Genomic DNA, 16,017 nt, shown 5'->3' with positions numbered 1-16,017 from the left:
AGCGCAAAAGCTGATGGCGCTGATGGGCTGAGAGGCCCTTTATTTTTCAGATCGCAGAAAAGCAAATGCCCCGACAAGTCGGGGCATTTGCTTTTAACCGGGACAGATTGTGTTTTCACACAGCCTGAATGCTACCGGGCTCTTATGGTTTTTACCGCTGGCTCCCGCTCAGGACAACTGCGCCTCGTATTCTTTTTGATACTGCCCGGCGAGCTGTTGTTTCTGTTTGTCATCGAGCAACTTGCCGGCCATCTGGAAGAATTTATGTTCTTCCTCCTTGAGATGGTGATGCACCTTGTCCGAGAGCTTTTTCGCCGTCGCCAGCCACGACGGACTGGACATTTCGGTTTCATCGAGCTCTTCCATCATCTCGTCCATTTCATGGTGTTCGGAGATGGCGTGGCGGCTAAGATCGACGCCGTTGTCGAACTCCATCAATGGAATGTAGAAGTGACGTTCTTCTGCGGTCTCGTGGGCCTGCAGTTCCGCCTTGAGCTGCTTGTAGGCTGCGGCCCGTTCCGGCGTGTCGCCGCTGGTCTCGATCAGGGCAACGGCATAGCGGCGCTGGCGATCGTGACTTTCACGCAGGGCTTCGAAAATGTTCATGGCATGTCCTCGTCGACTGCGTACCGAAATGGCGCTCGTAGAGGGCTAGACAACGGCGCGGGAACGGCGGTTCCGCCAGTCAAGGAAAGGATGGCTCAAGCGCTTGCAGCGCGTTAGTCTGCGTAACCGGCCATAAGGACATTGCTATGAACCTGCGTATCGAACTGTCGCAAGATCCCACGGACGAACAGCGCCAAGCCATTCTCGCGCCATTGCGCGCTTACAACATCGCCAAGGGCGGGCCTTCGGTGCCAGAGCCCTTTGCCCTGTTTGTGCGCGGAAAGGACGACGAAATCGTCGGCGGCCTGTACGGCAAGGTGTTTTATCAGTGGTTGTTTGTCGAATTGCTGTCGCTGCCGGAAGAGGGTCGCGGTCAAGGCATCGGCACCGAGCTGATGCAAATGGCCGAAGCCCATGCGCGGAAAAAAAACTGCCTGGGCATCTGGCTCGACACCTTCGACTTCCAGGCGCCGGAGTTTTACAAAAAACTCGGTTTCAGCGAAATCGGACAAATTGCCGACTACCCGCCGGGGCACAAGCGCTTCTTTATGCAGAAGCGCCTGGACTGATAAGCAGGCCCGCACCAACAGAACCGGCCATCACCCAACCCTGCAGGAGCGAGCCTGCTCGCGATGAGGCCATCAGTCACACCCCGTCAACTCAAAGACCCTTTACAAGCACGTCGCCAACGCCGCCAACCGGCGCTTGGCGACAAAGTCGTCCTTTTGCGCGTAATAACTCAACGCGGTGCCCGACGCATCACTGCTCACATCGACAAACGACTCCGCAGAACGGGTGTATACCGTCGAACCGCCCTTCTTGCCCGGTTGCAGATACGCACCGGCATCCACGCCGAACACCGCTTCATCCTGCCAGGCAAACTGCACGCATTGGGCAACAATCTTCTCGGGCTTGTCCGAGGTCAGGGTTTTATACGGAGTTTGCGTGCGAGCATTGTCCATCACCGAGCCCGCGCAACCGGCCAGCACAATCACTGCCAGCGCCACCATCAAAATTCGCATCGTGTTCGCTCATTCAGGAAAAAGCGGACTGTATCACCGTGGCGTCGGGTATCGTTCTGCTTTACTGCAATCAGAGCGCGACACTTTTATAGTGCTCCGGCAATCAAAGGTCATTAGCCTCACAAGGAAAACACATGGCGGCCACCGACCAACGACACGAACAGGCTCTACAACTTTTTCTCGACGCGCGCCCCGAACTGCGCGAAATCCTCGATCACCTCAATCCGCTACTGGCCCAGGCCAAGGGCGAAACCCAGGCGCAATACCGCGAAGAACGCCTGCATGAAGCCTTCGAGGCCGAGGCTGAAGCGCTGGGTTTATTCGCCTGGGAACTGACCCTGCAACTGACCGCACCGACGCCTGCCGACTATCAAAAACAACGTCTTGAGGTGCACCGCGAAGTCGCGGAAATGGCCGGGATGGATTGGCCGGAATATTGCGATCTGCACGGGATAAAGCTATAACCGCCCATAAAGGACATCCACGACGATGCTGCCCTCCGCCTCTACCCACCGCGCCAGCCCTGGCCACCTGCACACACAAAAATGGCGCGGGCGCATCGGCCTGGCCCTGGTCGCCAGCCTCTCGGTACTGGCCGGCATGACCGATGCCATCGGCTTCATGGCCAGCGGCGACTTCGTCTCATTCATGAGCGGCAACACCACACGACTCGCAGTGGCAATCAGCGATGGCGACCTCGGCTTGACCGTGCGGCTGGTGATCCTGGTCGCCACGTTCATCATCGGCAACGCGCTCGGCATCGTCGTCGGACGCTTCGGAGGCCGACGGGCGCTGCCCTTGCTCCTGTGCATCGCCACCCTGCTGTGCGCCGCCGCAGCCTGGCCCTTCGATACACAACTGCCGGCGCTGTTGGCGGCAATCATCGCCATGGGCATGCTCAATGCAGCCGTGGAAGAAGTAAACGGCCTGCCGGTCGGCCTGACCTACGTCACCGGCGCACTGTCGCGTTTCGGCCGGGGACTGGGGCGCTGGATGCTGGGTGAACGACGCAATGGCTGGCGGGTGCAACTGGTGCCGTGGAGCGGAATGTTGATCGGCGCCGTAATCGGTGCGGTGCTTGAGCATCACCTCGGACTCCAGGCGTTGTTCGTCAGCGGACTGCTCGCAGGCCTATTGGGGCTGATATCGCTGAAAATCCCCCGGCGTTGGCAGTTGGGCTATATGCCGCGCTGAACTGGTAGACACAAGACTCCATACCGCCACCCCCAGAAAGCTTTATCATGCCCCCAGATTCACAGATCGAGCCCATCATGAAGTTCGCCATAGCGCTATTCTCCGCCGCCCACGCCCCCTCCTCCCGCCGCGCCCTGCTATTCGCCCAAGCGCTGCAAAAGGCCGGCCACGAAATCACCCGCCTGTTCTTCTACCAGGACGGCGTCTACAACGCCGCCGACAGCGTGGTCACCCCGCAGGACGAATTAGACCTGCCCAAGCAATGGCGCACCTTCATCACCGAACACAACCTCGACGGCGTCGTCTGCATCGCCGCCGCGCTGCGCCGTGGCGTACTGAACAACGAAGAAGCCGCACGCTACCAACGTGACGCCGTAGCGGTCAGCACTCCCTGGGAACTCTCCGGCCTCGGCCAATTGCACGACGCGATACAAGACGCCGACCGCCTGATCTGTTTCGGAGGCGCCTGACATGGCCAAATCCCTGTTGATCATCAGCCGCCAATCGCCATGGTCCGGCCCCGGCGCTCGCGAAGCGCTGGACATCGTCCTCGCCGGCGGCGCCTTCGACCTGCCAATTGGCCTGCTGTTTCTCGATGATGGCGTGCTGCAACTGGCCGCCGGCCAAAACGCTAAAACCTTGCAACAGAAAGATCTGAGCGCCAACCTCCAGGCGTTGCCCATGTTTGGCATCGAAGAGCTGTTTTACTGCGCCGACAGCGCGAATTCTCGAGGTCTCGGCACGCTGTCGCTGGACGAAGCACAACCGCTCTCAGCCGAACACGTCACCGCCCTCATTGACCGCTACGACCAGGTGATCACCCTCTGATGTCGACTTTGCATGTGTTGTCTCATTCCCCATTCGGCGATGATCGTCTGACCAGTTGCCTGCGCCTGATCGGTTCCGCCGACGCGCTGCTACTGTGCGGCGACGCCGCTTATGCCCTGCAAGCGGACACTGCGCCGTTCAATGCGCTGGACGCTCGACGCGTGAAGCTCTTCGTCCTGGCCGAAGACGCCGAGGCCCGGGCCATCGACGTGCCTGATTGGGCACAAATGATCGATTACCCGGCGTTCGTGGAACTGTCGATCGAGCACGACAAGGTCAACACGTGGCTATGAACACTCTGACCGTCGGCGACCGCACCATTGAACTGGACAAGGACGGCTTTCTCGTCGATCTGAGTGACTGGTCTCACGACGTCGCCACCGCCCTCGCCGCCGCCGAAGGCATCGAGTTGAGTCCCGAGCATTGGGAAATCCTCGAACTGCTGCGCAGCTTCTACACAGAATTTCAGCTGTCCCCGGCCACTCGCCCGCTGATCAAATACACCGCACTAAAGCTCGGCCCGGACAAAGGCAACAGCCTGCACCTCAACCGACTGTTCAAAGGCACCCCCGCCAAACTCGCCGCGAAACTGGCGGGCCTGCCCAAACCGACGAACTGCTTATGACCGACTATCCAGCGCTGACCCTCGAAACGCCCGCCGAACACCCCTTTGCCCAATTTGTGCGCATCCTTGGCAAAGGCAAACGCGGCGCCCGCGACCTGACCCGCGAAGAAGCCCGCGAAGCGATGGGCATGGTGCTCGACAACGCCGTCGAAGAAACCCAGCTCGGCGCGTTCCTGATGCTGCTGCGACACAAGGAAGAAAGCGCCGAGGAAATGGCTGGCTTCACCGAAGCCCTGCGTGAGCGCTTGCAGGCTCCGGCACTGAATGTCGATCTCGATTGGCCGACCTACGCCGGAAAGAAGCGTCACTTGCCTTGGTATTTGCTCGCAGCCAAGTGCCTGGCGCAGAACGGCACCCGGATTTTCATGCATGGCGGCGGCGCCCATACCGCCGGGCGCCTGTATTCGGAGCAACTGCTCGGCGAACTGAACATCCCGCTGTGCCGCAACTGGCAGCAAGTCGGCAGCGCGCTGGATGACGGCGGTCTGGCGTTCATGCCGCTGATGGACTGGGCGCCGCAACTGCAAAAGATGATTGATCTGCGCAACACCCTGGGCCTGCGCTCGCCGATTCACTCATTGGCGCGGATCCTTAATCCGCTCGGTGCGCGCTGCGGCCTGCAAAGCATTTTCCACCCGGGTTATCAGGCGGTGCACCGCGATGCCAGTGGTCTGCTCGGCGATACATCAATCGTGATCAAGGGCGACGGTGGCGAAATCGAGATCAACCCGGACGCCGCCAGTCACCTATACGGTACGACCGGCGGCGAAAGCTGGGACGAGGAATGGCCACAACTGTCGGCGCAACGTCACGTCAAACCGGCCTCGCTCGACATCGAGCATTTGAAAGCCGTATGGCGCGGCGACGTCGTCGACAGCTACCCGCAGATGGCCCTGATTTCGACCATGGCCCTCGCCCTGCGTGGTCTCGGGCAAGATCACGTCGAGGCCTTTGCCACCGCCGAGAAATACTGGGACGCCCGGGACAGATCGATTTAACCGATCATTCACGCCCGATCTTTGCGCTTTTTGTTCGAACTCATACGAATAGACTCGACTCCAACGAATATTGGTTCCGAGGAGTCTTGATCATGGGTTTGTTAGTCGATGGCCGCTGGCAGGACAAGTGGTACGAAAGCAGCAAGGACGGCGCTTTTCAGCGCGAACAGGCGCAACGCCGCCACTGGGTCACCGCTGATGGCCAACCCGGCCCAAGCGGCGATGGCGGATTTGCCGCCGAAGCCGGGCGCTATCATCTCTATGTTTCCCTTGCCTGCCCGTGGGCGCATCGCACGCTGATTTTGCGCAAGCTCAAGGGTCTGGAAAGCCTGATCGATGTATCGGTAGTCAGTTGGCTGATGCTTGAAAACGGCTGGACGTTCGATCAGGAACTCGGTTCGACCGGCGATAAACTGGGTGACTTGCAGTTCCTCCACCAGCGCTACACCGCTGACACCGCCGATTACACCGGCCGTGTCACTGTGCCGGTGCTGTGGGATAAGCAGCAGAAACGCATTGTCAGCAACGAATCGGCGGAAATCATCCGCATGTTCAACAGCGCTTTCGACGACTTGACCGGCAACGATCTGGATTTCTATCCGCAGCCATTGCGCGCCGAAATCGATGCGTTGAACGAGCGAATTTATCCGGCCGTCAACAACGGCGTATACCGCGCCGGGTTTGCCACCTCGCAGCAGGCGTACGAAGAAGCGTTCGATGATGTTTTTGCCGAGCTGGATCATCTGGAGCAAGTGCTCGATGCCAATCGCTACCTGACGGGGGAATACCTGACGGAAGCGGATGTTCGCTTGTTCACCACGATGATTCGCTTTGATGCGGTGTACCACGGGCACTTCAAGTGCAACCTGCGGCGCGTTGCCGATTATCCGAACCTGTCGAACTGGCTACGCGAGCTGTATCAATGGCCGGGAATTGCAGAGACGGTGGATTTCCAGCACATCAAAAACCACTATTACGGCAGCCACAAAACCATCAACCCGACAGGGATTGTGCCGAAAGGGCCGGAGCAGGACTTCAAAGCGGCTCATGACCGGGCACGGTTGAGCGGTAAAGGGGTTTGGAACAAAGGTTGAGGCATGCGCTGATTTGGAAACCCCATCGCTGGCAAGCCAGCTCCCACAGGGATTTGCGTGATGCTGAGATTGCAGCCTCAACACAAAACCTGTAAGAGCTGGCTTGCCAGCGATAGGGGACGAAGCGGATTTCTAGACCTGCCCCTGAGCCCCTTCAAACCACGCCAGTTTCTCGCGCAGCTGGACTACTTCACCCACGATCACCAGCGTCGGCGCATGCACTTCATGCTCCGCGACCATCTGCGGCAAATCCGCCAGCGTGCCGGTAAACACTCGCTGATTGACCGTGGTGCCCTGCTGGATCAACGCCGCCGGGGTGTCCGCTGCGCGACCGTGTTTGATCAATTGCTCGCAAATAATCGGCAAACCCACCAGGCCCATGTAAAACACCAGCGTCTGCGCGGGGGCGACGAGGTCAGACCACGGCAGATCGGTGGAACCGTCCTTCAAATGCCCGGTGACGAAACGTACCGATTGCGCATGATCGCGGTGGGTCAGCGGAATCCCGGCATAGGCCGCGCACCCACTGGCCGCCGTGATCCCCGGCACCACCTGGAATGGAATGCCATGGGCGGCCAGCTCTTCGATCTCTTCACCGCCACGGCCGAAGATGAACGGATCGCCGCCCTTCAACCGCACCACCCGCTTGCCGGCCTTGGCCAGATCGACCAATTGCTGGTTGATCTGATCCTGCGGCACCGTATGCTCGGCGCGACGCTTGCCGACATACACGCGCTCGGCATCACGACGGCACAGCTCCAGAATCGCCGGAGCGACCAGACGGTCGTACAGCACCACATCAGCCTGTTGCATCAGGCGCAAGGCGCGGAAGGTCAGCAGATCCGGATCGCCCGGTCCCGCGCCGACCAGGTAAACCTCGCCGGTGGTGACAGTCGCTTCACCGTCGATCTTCGCCTGCAGCAGGCGCTCGGCCTCGCCACCCTGCCCGGCCAGTTGGCGGTCGGCAATCGGGCCCTGGAAGACGTCTTCCCAGAAACCACGACGCTGCTGCACATCCGGAAACAGGCCTTTGACCTGATGGCGGAAACGCGCCGCCAGACCGGCCAGTTGCCCATAGGTTGAGGGAATCCAGGTTTCAATCTTGGCGCGAATCAGGCGCGCCAGCACCGGCGCATCGCCGCCGCTGGAGACGGCAATGATCAACGGTGAACGGTCGACAATCGCCGGAAAGATCACACTGCACAACGCAGGCGCATCCACTACGTTGACGGGCACGCAACGGCGATGGGCATCCGTCGACACTTGCGCATTGAGGGCCTCATCATCGGTGGCGGCAATGATCAGCCCGCATCCGTCCAGATCCGTCTCGACGTAACCGCGCAACAGGCATTCGCCACCGCTGGTGTCGACCAGTTCGCGCAGTTGCATTTCGATTTCAGGTGCGACCACCCGCAGCAGCGCACCGGCATCGGCCAGCAGGCGGGATTTGCGCAATGCAATTTCCCCCCCGCCGACGACCAACACACGACTGCCGCGCAGGTTGTGAAACAGCGGCAGATATTTCATTTAGCCGATGACCTCAAGGCCACCCATGTAAGGCTTCAGCACGTCCGGCACACGAATCGAACCGTCGGCCTGCTGGTAGTTTTCCAGCACGGCAACAAGGGTACGACCCACCGCCAGACCAGAACCGTTCAACGTGTGTACCAACTCAGGCTTGCCGGTTTCCGGGTTGCGGAAACGCGCTTGCATGCGCCGGGCCTGGAAATCGCCGCAGTTGGAGCACGACGAAATTTCACGGTACTTGTCCTGGCTCGGAATCCACACTTCAAGATCGTAGGTCTTGACCGCGCTGAAGCCCATGTCGCCGGTGCACAGCGCCAGGGTGCGGTAAGGCAGCTCAAGCAGTTGCAGGACTTTCTCGGCGTTGGCGGTCAGGCCTTCAAGCGCGTCCATCGATGTCGACGGCTCAACGACCTGCACCATCTCGACCTTGTCGAACTGGTGCTGACGGATCATGCCGCGCGTGTCGCGACCCGATGCGCCGGCCTCACTGCGAAAGCACGGCGTGTGGGCGACGAACTTGATCGGCAGCAGTTTCGCGTCAACGATTTCGCCGGCGACGATGTTGGTCAGCGACACTTCGGCTGTCGGGATCAGGTACAGATCGGCTTCGCCTTCACGGGTGATCTTGAACAGATCTTCCTCGAATTTCGGCAACTGGCTGGTGCCCATCAACGCAGGCGCCTGCACCAGATACGGGGTGTATGCCTCTTCGTAACCGTGTTCGGTGGTGTGCAGGTTGATCATGAACTGTGCGAGGGCGCGATGCAGACGGGCGATCGGGCCACGCAGCAAGGCGAAACGGGCGCCGGACAGCTTGGCGGCGGTTTCGAAGTCGAGCCAGCCGAACTTCTCACCCAGGGCAACGTGATCCTGAACCGGGAAATCGAACACGGTCGGCGTGCCCCAGCGGCGGACTTCGACGTTGCCGTCTTCGTCCGAACCGATAGGCACCGACTCATGGGGCAAGTTCGGGATGCCCAGCAGGATCGAATCCAGCTCGGTCTGAATCGCGTCAAGCTCGACTTTACCGGTACTCAACTCGCCCGCCATGCGCTCGACGTCCGCCATCAGCGGCGCGATGTCTTCGCCGCGCTGCTTGGCCTGACCAATGGATTTGGAACGCGCGTTACGCTCAGCCTGCAGTGCTTCGGTGCGGGTCTGGACGGTCTTGCGCTGTTCTTCCAGCGCTTCGATGCGCGCGACATCCAGGGCAAAGCCACGGGAAGCCAGGCGGTCCGCTACGTCCTGAAGGTTGCTACGTAACAGTTTGGAATCGAGCATGTCGGTTTCTCGTTATCAAAGTTTGGTCAGGGACAGGCCGGCCCACGTCGCGAGCAGCCCGCCGAATACGCTGATGCCCGCATAGCCCAGGGCCAGCGGCACTTGCCCGCTTTCCAGCAGGCGCACCGTATCCAGTGAAAAGGATGAAAAAGTCGTCAGCCCCCCGAGGAAGCCGACCATCAACCCGGCACGCACCTCGATCGGCACTTCCGGGCGTATCAAAAACAGGCCGTACAACACGCCGATCAGCAGGCAGCCCACGATATTAACGGCCAGCGTCGCGGTATAGAAGTGCCGCGGCCAATTGGCGTTGATCCAGTTGGCCGTGGCGAAGCGCAACAACGTGCCGGCCATGCCGCCGGCAGAGACCGCGAGAATCAATGGAAGCACTATTTTCTCCGCTGTCGAGGGCTTAATCGGTCGAGTTGGGCGAGGTGGTTGAGCTTCTCGCCAATCTTCAGTTCCAGGCCACGAGGCACCGGTTGATAGAACGCAATCGGGTCGAGCTCTTCCGGGAAGTAATCTTCACCGGCGGCATAGGCGTCCGGCTCGTCGTGGGCGTAGCGATATTCATCACCGTAGCCCAACTGTTTCATCAGCTTGGTCGGCGCATTGCGCAGATGCAGCGGCACTTCCAGCGAACCGTTTTCCGCAGCGGCACGCAACGCCGTCTTGAAGCCCATATACACCGCGTTACTTTTCGGTGCGCAAGCCAGATAGGTGATGGCCTGGGCCACCGCCAACTCGCCTTCCGGACTGCCGAGCCGCTCCTGCACTTCCCACGCGGCCAGGCACAGGCTCAATGCGCGTGGATCGGCATTGCCGATGTCTTCACTGGCCATGCGCACCACGCGCCGCGCCAGGTACAGCGGATCGCAACCGCCGTCGATCATCCGGGCAAACCAGTACAGTGCGCCATCCGGATTGGAGCCGCGCACCGATTTGTGCAGCGCGGAAATCTGATCGTAGAACGCTTCGCCACCCTTATCGAAACGGCGACGGGTATCGCCGAGCAGGCTTTGCAGCAGCTCGGTGCCGATTTCGCTGTCGTCTTCGGCCAGATCCGAGGCGTTCTCCAGCAGATTGAGCAGCCGTCGACCATCGCCGTCGGCGGCGGACAGCAGCATCTGGAAGCCTTCGTCATTCAGCGTCAGGTTGCGCTTGCCGAGGCCGCGCTCTTCGGTGAGCGCACGACGCACCAATTTGCGCAGCGCCGCTTCGTCGAGGCTTTTCAGCACGTATACACGGGCGCGCGACAACAAAGCGTTGTTGAGTTCGAACGAAGGGTTTTCCGTGGTGGCGCCGATGAAGATCAGCGTGCCGTCTTCCACGTAAGGCAGAAAGGCATCCTGCTGGGATTTGTTGAAACGGTGCACTTCATCGACGAACAGAATCGTGCGCTTGCCGTATTGCCCGGCCTGCTGTTTGGCGATTTCAACGGCCTGACGGATCTCTTTGACCCCGGCCAGTACCGCCGACACCGTTTCGAAGTGCGCATCGGAAACTTCGGCGAGCAGCCGCGCCAACGTGGTCTTGCCCACGCCCGGCGGCCCCCAGAAGATCATCGAATGCAGGGCGCCCTGCTCCAGCGCCTCGCGCAGGGGCTTGCCGCGAGCGAGCAAATGCTCCTGACCGACATACTCGTCCAGGTTGGTCGCACGTAGACGCGCGGCCAGTGGCTGGGCTATCGGGGCGCTGCGAAACAGATCCATCACGTACCGTTGAAACCTCTCAGATCCGGGGCCCGTCATTCGGCCTTTGTGGGAGCGAGCAGGCTCGCTCCCACAGGGTTTGCATTTTATTCCTGAATTACATCGGCACCCTTCGGGATATCGAACTTGAACTTCGATGCCGGGATCGCTTCGTTGGCCTTCACCCCGGTGAACAGGATGTTGGTGCGCTGGCCGACGCTGTCGATCAGTTGCATGTCGTTGACCAGACCGTTGCGGAATGACAGACGCAGGCTATCGAACAGGGTGTCTTTGGTTTTCGGCTTCAGGGTGAAATCGATCACGCCGCCGGCTTCCTTGGCGCTGATATCAAAGCTCTGGCTGATCTTCGAAACATCGTCGGACAGCAGCAAGGCCGGTGTCTGGGTCAGGCGCGGATCAAGCTTCTTGATGGTGGCCTGTTCCAGATCCGGATCCCATAGAGTCACCTTCTTGCCGTCGGAAATCATGGTCTGCTCGTTCGGCGCGTCGGTGTGCCAGTAAAACAGGCCCGGGCGCTGCAAGGACATCTCACCGGTGGTTTCCTGCAACTGAGTGCCGCCGCCGTCGAGGGTCAGCTGGGAGAAACGTGCGGTCAGGGTGTTGGATTTTTCCAACAACTGAGTCAGACGCGCGACGTCTTTTTCATCGGCGTGAACCGAAAGAGTGGTCAGAGCCAATACTGGCAGCAGCATGCGGATAAGACGCATGGGAGTCCTCTTGTATATCCGTTGGGGAGAACGGACGGCGCGTCATTGCGCCGTCCGAAGCATTCGGGTCAGTCGCGTACCGGGCCCGGGGCCAGGACTTCACGCGAGCCGTTGGTGTTCATCGAAGTGACAACGCCTGCCATTTCCATGGCCTCGATCATCCGCGCGGCACGGTTATAGCCGATCTTAAGCTTGCGCTGTACCGCGGAAATCGAAGCTCGGCGGCTTTCGAGCACGAACTGCACCGCTTCATCATAAAGCGCGTCGGCTTCCGGATCATCGCCATCACCGCCGCCGCTGCTGCCTTCAAAGCCGCTGCCGGCCTCTTCGACACCGTTGAGGATGTCGTCGTTGTATTCCGGCGCGCCGCGCAGTTTCCACGCTTCAACAACCCGATGCACTTCATCGTCGGAGACGAACGCTCCATGAACACGGATCGGCAGGCTGGTGCCCGGCGGCATGTAGAGCATGTCACCGTGACCCAGCAGTTGTTCGGCGCCGCCCTGGTCGATGATGGTACGGGAGTCGATCTTGCTCGATACCTGGAACGCCATTCGGGTCGGGATGTTGGCCTTGATCAGACCGGTGATCACGTCCACAGACGGGCGCTGGGTGGCGAGGATCAAATGAATACCTGCCGCCCGCGCCTTTTGCGCGATACGGGCGATCAGTTCTTCAACCTTCTTGCCGACGATCATCATCATGTCGGCGAATTCGTCGACGACCACAACGATGGTCGGCAACTTGGTCAGCAATGGCGCTTCGTCATGGATGCTCTCGCGCTTGTACAGCGGATCGCTCAACGGCTCGCCGGCATCCTGGGCTTCCTTGACCTTGGCGTTGAAGCCGGACAGGTTGCGCACGCCCATCTTCGCCATCAGTTTGTAGCGCCGCTCCATCTCGGCGACGCTCCAGCGCAGGGCGTTGGCGGCGTCCTTCATGTCCGTCACGACCGGGCAGAGAAGGTGCGGGATGCCTTCGTAGATCGACAGTTCGAGCATCTTCGGGTCGATCATGATCAGCTTGGCGTCTTCCGGGCCAGACTTGAACAAAATCGACAGGATCATCGCGTTCACACCCACCGACTTACCGGAACCGGTCGTACCGGCCACCAGCAAGTGCGGCATCTTCGCCAGGTCGGTGATGACCGGCTTGCCGCCGATGTCGTGCCCCAGCGCCAAAGTGACCGGCGACTTGAAGTTGTCGTACTCGGGTGTCGACAGCACTTCGGAGAAGCGCACGATTTGCCGGTCTTCGTTGGGAATCTCGATACCAACGGTGGTCTTGCCCGGGATTACTTCAACCACACGCACGCTGGTCACGGCCAGGGAACGCGCGAGGTCTTTCGCCAGGTTGGCAATACGACTGACTTTCACGCCGGCGGCCGGCTGGATTTCGTAACGGGTAATTACCGGGCCCGGGTGGATCGAATCCACCGAGACTTCAACACCGAATTCCTTGAGCTTGATCTCCAGCAAGTGGCCGACGGCCGCAAGTGATTCAGGGGAATAATTGAGTTGTTTCTTTTCCGCAGGATCGAGGATCGAGATCGGCGGCAGCGTGCCTTCCACGGCGCTGTCGACGAACAACGGCGCCTGCTTCTCTTTCTGCACGCGCTTGCTCGGCTCCGGCGCCTTGATCGGGGCCGGGGCAATCACCGGCGGCACCTGCTTCTCGCGATCGGACATGTGCTTGCTCAGCGCCTGCTCGCGCTCGATCAGGCGCTCCTTGACCTTGGCCTGCTCGCGCTTGTCAGTGACAGTCGGTGCCACCACGTCGTGTACGCGATCGTCGACTTCGCGCAATTGGGCGACCAGTTGCTTGCGCTCATTACGCGCCGACCACCAGCGATTCATCGCGCTCTGGAAGAGCTCGAACAGGTCGAGGGTAATCTTGCCGGTGACGTCCATTACCTTGAACCACGACAAATCGGTGAACACCGTCAGGCCAAAGAGGAACAACGCGATGAACATCAGGGTACTGCCCTGGATATTCAGGGCATTGCGGGCCAGATCACCCAGGCTTTCGCCCAGCGCCCCGCCCGCGCCTGCCGGAAGACCGGTGGCCGCGTGGAAGTGGATATGCGCCAGCGCCGCACCAGACAGCACCAGAAACACCAGACCGATCAGGCGCCAGGAGAACAGCCAGCCGCTCCACTGCCACGGCTCGTGGCGCTGCCGGAAAATCTGATACGCCTTGATGGCCAGCAGCAACGGGAAGATGTAGGCGAAGTAACCCAGCACCATGAAGAGGATGTCGGCGCTGTACGATCCAGCCGGGCCGCCGAAGTTCTGCACATCGTCGATCTTGCTGTTGTGGCTCCAGCCCGGATCGTCCTTGCCGTAGGTGAGCAAGGCCATCATCAGGAACAGGCACAAGGCACCGATGGCGATCAGTGCACCTTCCTTGAGCCGGTAGTGCAATTGCTGACGCCAGAGCGGTACGACTGTTTTGGGTGCTTCGGTGGATTTTTTCAAAACGCTACTTTTCCTGCGCCTGAAGGCGCGTCCATCTATTGAGTGACCAAAAAACTGCCCAATCCAGGCAGGTAAAAAAGTTAACCGACGTAACTGAGACTACTTTTAACACTGAGTCGCGTTTTACATAAACACGGCCGACAGCGAATATTCTGTAACAGCCCGGCATTGTACGGGTTTGTACGCCCGACGCCATGCTGGCGCCTTAACGTTTGAGCATAGCCAACACCGTCAGACATGCGACGCAATTTGAGCATGCATTGTCTTTTGTGACAAAGGCTTATGAGGTGTATTTGATGAACGTAGCGAAGCTTCCACACCAAACACGCGCTCTGCAAGAATTGCTACGAATCGCGTGAAGCGATCACGCTGCCTTACGACCACGCCACACTGTTCAAGTTGCAGGACGAGCCGCTCAAGCCATAGCGACGACTTTTACCGCAATTGACGGCACAATTGACCACCACCGCCCTCCCCTTCTGCAAAGCCTGGATGCCATGCTCACTTGGTTACAACGCAACACCCTGACTTTTCCACCCCTGGAAAAAGCCATGCGCGATCCCAACGGATTGCTGGCGGCTGGCGGTGACTTGTCCGCCGACCGCCTGATACAGGCGTATCGCCATGGTTGCTTCCCATGGTTTTCCGAAGGCCAGCCGATCCTCTGGTGGTCGCCGGATCCGCGTACCGTATTGTTTCCCGACGAGCTGCATATCTCTCGCAGCCTGGGCAAGCTGCTACGCCAACAGCGCTACAAAGTGACGTTTGATCAGGATTTCGAGGCGGTGATCCGTGCGTGTGCGGCGCCTCGGGATTACGCAGACGGCACCTGGATCACCGAAAGCATGCAGGACGCCTATATCGAATTACATCATCGCGCACTGGCCCACTCGGTTGAAGTCTGGGATCAGGGAGAGCTGGTCGGCGGTCTGTACGGGCTGGCGATGGGGCAACTGTTTTTCGGCGAGTCGATGTTCAGCCGCGCCGACAACGCGTCGAAATATGGCTTCGCTACGCTGGTAAATCATCTGAAGAATTCAGGCTTCGTGTTGATCGACTGTCAGATGCCCACCGATCATCTGCACAGCCTTGGCGCCCGGCCAATTTCCCGCGAGCATTTCGCCGGTTACCTGGAGCGACACCTGGATCTATCCAGTCGCGCCACATGGGTTTGCTGAGCGACTTTCGCGCGCGTGGCTTACACTTAACGCACCAGCTTTTCCCGAGGGTTGATTCATGACCGAGTTGGCGCGCTTGAAGTTCTATGCCACTCAGCCTCACTCCTGCAGTTATCTGCCCGAGGAGCAGGCCACTACCCTGTTTCTCGATCCGAGTCAGCCGATGGATGTGCACGTTTATGCAGATCTGTCGGAGATGGGCTTTCGCCGCAGCGGCGATCACTTGTATCGGCCGCATTGCCAAAACTGCAATGCATGCGTGCCTGCGCGCATCCCTGTCGCGCAATTCAGCCCCAACCGCCAGCAGAAGCGCATTTTCAAACGCAACGCGGATCTACAGGTTCGCCCTGCCAGGCCAGGATTCAGCGAAGAATATTTCGACCTTTATCAGCGCTACATCGAACAGCGCCACGCCGATGGCGACATGTACCCACCAAGCCGCGATCAGTTCTCAACGTTTCTGGTGCGGGATCTGCCATTTTCGCGTTTCTATGAATTTCGTCTCGACGGACGGTTGCTCGCGGTTGCCGTCACTGACCTGCTGCCCAATGGTTTGTCGGCGGTGTACACGTTCTACGAACCGGATGAAGAACGCCGCAGCCTGGGACGCTTCGGGATCCTTTGGCAAATCGCCGAAGCCCAGCGATTGGGCCTTGAAGCGGTTTACCTGGGCTACTGGATCAAAAACTGCAAAAAGATGAACTACAAAACGCAATATCGGCCTATCGAACTGCTGATCAATCAGCGCTGGGTAGTGCTCACCTAAAC

19 protein-coding genes are annotated in these 16,017 nt (G+C 59.7%); 11 read left to right on the top strand and 8 right to left on the bottom strand.

What is annotated here, in order from left to right; genetic code table 11:
* Positions 1-168 precede the first annotated feature (168 nt).
* Positions 169-606, bottom strand: coding sequence for a hemerythrin domain-containing protein (locus GIW69_RS16150; RefSeq protein WP_236483750.1), 438 nt, complete (start codon positions 604-606; stop codon positions 169-171).
* Between the two features lie 146 nt (positions 607-752).
* Between GIW69_RS16150 and GIW69_RS16145 the strand changes: the two genes are divergently transcribed.
* The gene (locus tag GIW69_RS16145) at positions 753-1,175 is read left to right on the top strand and encodes a GNAT family N-acetyltransferase (protein WP_236483748.1); all 423 of its coding nucleotides are present in this window, start codon (positions 753-755) and stop codon (positions 1,173-1,175) included.
* A gap of 102 nt (positions 1,176-1,277) precedes the next feature.
* On the opposite strand, the gene GIW69_RS16140 is transcribed toward GIW69_RS16145, so the two are convergent.
* Entirely contained in the window at positions 1,278-1,628 is a 351-nt protein-coding gene (locus tag GIW69_RS16140; RefSeq protein ID WP_236483746.1) for a hypothetical protein, read from the bottom strand.
* A gap of 134 nt (positions 1,629-1,762) precedes the next feature.
* Here GIW69_RS16140 and GIW69_RS16135 point away from each other — a divergent pair, with 134 nt between their 5' ends.
* The 8 genes from GIW69_RS16135 to GIW69_RS16100 all read left to right on the top strand — a co-directional run bounded on the left by GIW69_RS16135 (position 1,763) and on the right by GIW69_RS16100 (position 6,367).
* The gene (locus GIW69_RS16135; RefSeq protein ID WP_236483744.1) at positions 1,763-2,092 is read left to right on the top strand and encodes a DUF6388 family protein; all 330 of its coding nucleotides are present in this window, start codon (positions 1,763-1,765) and stop codon (positions 2,090-2,092) included.
* Positions 2,093-2,117: 25 nt separating this feature from the next.
* A complete protein-coding gene (locus tag GIW69_RS16130; RefSeq protein WP_236483742.1) occupies positions 2,118-2,822 on the top strand; it encodes a YoaK family protein in 705 nt (234 codons plus the stop codon).
* A 77-nt stretch (positions 2,823-2,899) separates the two neighbouring features.
* Positions 2,900-3,292: a sulfurtransferase complex subunit TusD gene (gene tusD / locus GIW69_RS16125; RefSeq protein WP_236483740.1), complete on the top strand. Its 393-nt coding sequence runs from the start codon at positions 2,900-2,902 to the stop codon at positions 3,290-3,292.
* 1 nt (position 3,293) lies between these two features.
* Positions 3,294-3,650 carry a sulfurtransferase complex subunit TusC gene (gene tusC, locus GIW69_RS16120; protein WP_236483738.1) on the top strand — a complete coding sequence of 119 codons (357 nt, stop codon included), beginning with the start codon at positions 3,294-3,296 and terminating at the stop codon, positions 3,648-3,650.
* Complete coding sequence (tusB, locus tag GIW69_RS16115) at positions 3,650-3,943, top strand: sulfurtransferase complex subunit TusB (protein ID WP_236483736.1); 294 nt, start codon at positions 3,650-3,652, stop codon at positions 3,941-3,943. Before tusC ends, tusB begins: the two co-directional genes overlap by 1 nt.
* On the top strand, positions 3,940-4,275 hold the full coding sequence (locus GIW69_RS16110) for a TusE/DsrC/DsvC family sulfur relay protein (protein ID WP_236483734.1): 336 nt from the start codon (positions 3,940-3,942) through the stop codon (positions 4,273-4,275). The genes tusB and GIW69_RS16110 overlap by 4 nt, the downstream gene beginning before the upstream one ends.
* Positions 4,272-5,273: a glycosyl transferase family protein gene (locus tag GIW69_RS16105; protein WP_236483732.1), complete on the top strand. Its 1,002-nt coding sequence runs from the start codon at positions 4,272-4,274 to the stop codon at positions 5,271-5,273. Before GIW69_RS16110 ends, GIW69_RS16105 begins: the two co-directional genes overlap by 4 nt.
* A gap of 92 nt (positions 5,274-5,365) precedes the next feature.
* The gene (locus GIW69_RS16100) at positions 5,366-6,367 is read left to right on the top strand and encodes a glutathione S-transferase family protein (protein ID WP_236483730.1); all 1,002 of its coding nucleotides are present in this window, start codon (positions 5,366-5,368) and stop codon (positions 6,365-6,367) included.
* Positions 6,368-6,499: 132 nt separating this feature from the next.
* On the opposite strand, the gene cysG is transcribed toward GIW69_RS16100, so the two are convergent.
* From cysG to GIW69_RS16070, 6 genes are all read right to left on the bottom strand, one after another.
* Positions 6,500-7,894, bottom strand: a complete 1,395-nt coding sequence (gene cysG / locus GIW69_RS16095) for a siroheme synthase CysG (protein ID WP_236483728.1) — start codon at positions 7,892-7,894, stop codon at positions 6,500-6,502.
* Positions 7,895-9,175, bottom strand: a complete 1,281-nt coding sequence (gene serS / locus GIW69_RS16090; RefSeq protein ID WP_236483726.1) for a serine--tRNA ligase — start codon at positions 9,173-9,175, stop codon at positions 7,895-7,897.
* Positions 9,176-9,190: 15 nt separating this feature from the next.
* On the bottom strand, positions 9,191-9,565 hold the full coding sequence (gene crcB / locus GIW69_RS16085) for a fluoride efflux transporter CrcB (protein ID WP_236483724.1): 375 nt from the start codon (positions 9,563-9,565) through the stop codon (positions 9,191-9,193).
* Positions 9,565-10,887 carry a replication-associated recombination protein A gene (locus tag GIW69_RS16080; RefSeq protein WP_236483722.1) on the bottom strand — a complete coding sequence of 441 codons (1,323 nt, stop codon included), beginning with the start codon at positions 10,885-10,887 and terminating at the stop codon, positions 9,565-9,567. The genes crcB and GIW69_RS16080 overlap by 1 nt, the downstream gene beginning before the upstream one ends.
* A gap of 86 nt (positions 10,888-10,973) precedes the next feature.
* Positions 10,974-11,594, bottom strand: coding sequence for an outer membrane lipoprotein periplasmic chaperone LolA (gene lolA, locus GIW69_RS16075; protein ID WP_236483720.1), 621 nt, complete (start codon positions 11,592-11,594; stop codon positions 10,974-10,976).
* Between the two features lie 68 nt (positions 11,595-11,662).
* Positions 11,663-14,071, bottom strand: coding sequence for a DNA translocase FtsK (locus GIW69_RS16070; RefSeq protein WP_236483718.1), 2,409 nt, complete (start codon positions 14,069-14,071; stop codon positions 11,663-11,665).
* A 497-nt stretch (positions 14,072-14,568) separates the two neighbouring features.
* Between GIW69_RS16070 and aat the strand changes: the two genes are divergently transcribed.
* Both aat and GIW69_RS16060 read left to right on the top strand, forming a co-directional pair.
* Complete coding sequence (gene aat / locus GIW69_RS16065) at positions 14,569-15,249, top strand: leucyl/phenylalanyl-tRNA--protein transferase (protein WP_236483716.1); 681 nt, start codon at positions 14,569-14,571, stop codon at positions 15,247-15,249.
* Positions 15,250-15,307: 58 nt separating this feature from the next.
* Complete coding sequence (locus GIW69_RS16060) at positions 15,308-16,015, top strand: arginyltransferase (protein WP_236483714.1); 708 nt, start codon at positions 15,308-15,310, stop codon at positions 16,013-16,015.
* Positions 16,016-16,017 lie beyond the last annotated feature (2 nt).

Source organism: Pseudomonas syringae (assembly GCF_021605415.1).
GTDB classification, from domain to species: Bacteria; Pseudomonadota; Gammaproteobacteria; order Pseudomonadales; family Pseudomonadaceae; genus Aquipseudomonas; species Aquipseudomonas syringae_S.
The sequence above is the reverse complement of the archived record's forward strand: the minus strand, read 5'-3'. Positions and strand labels throughout refer to the sequence as shown.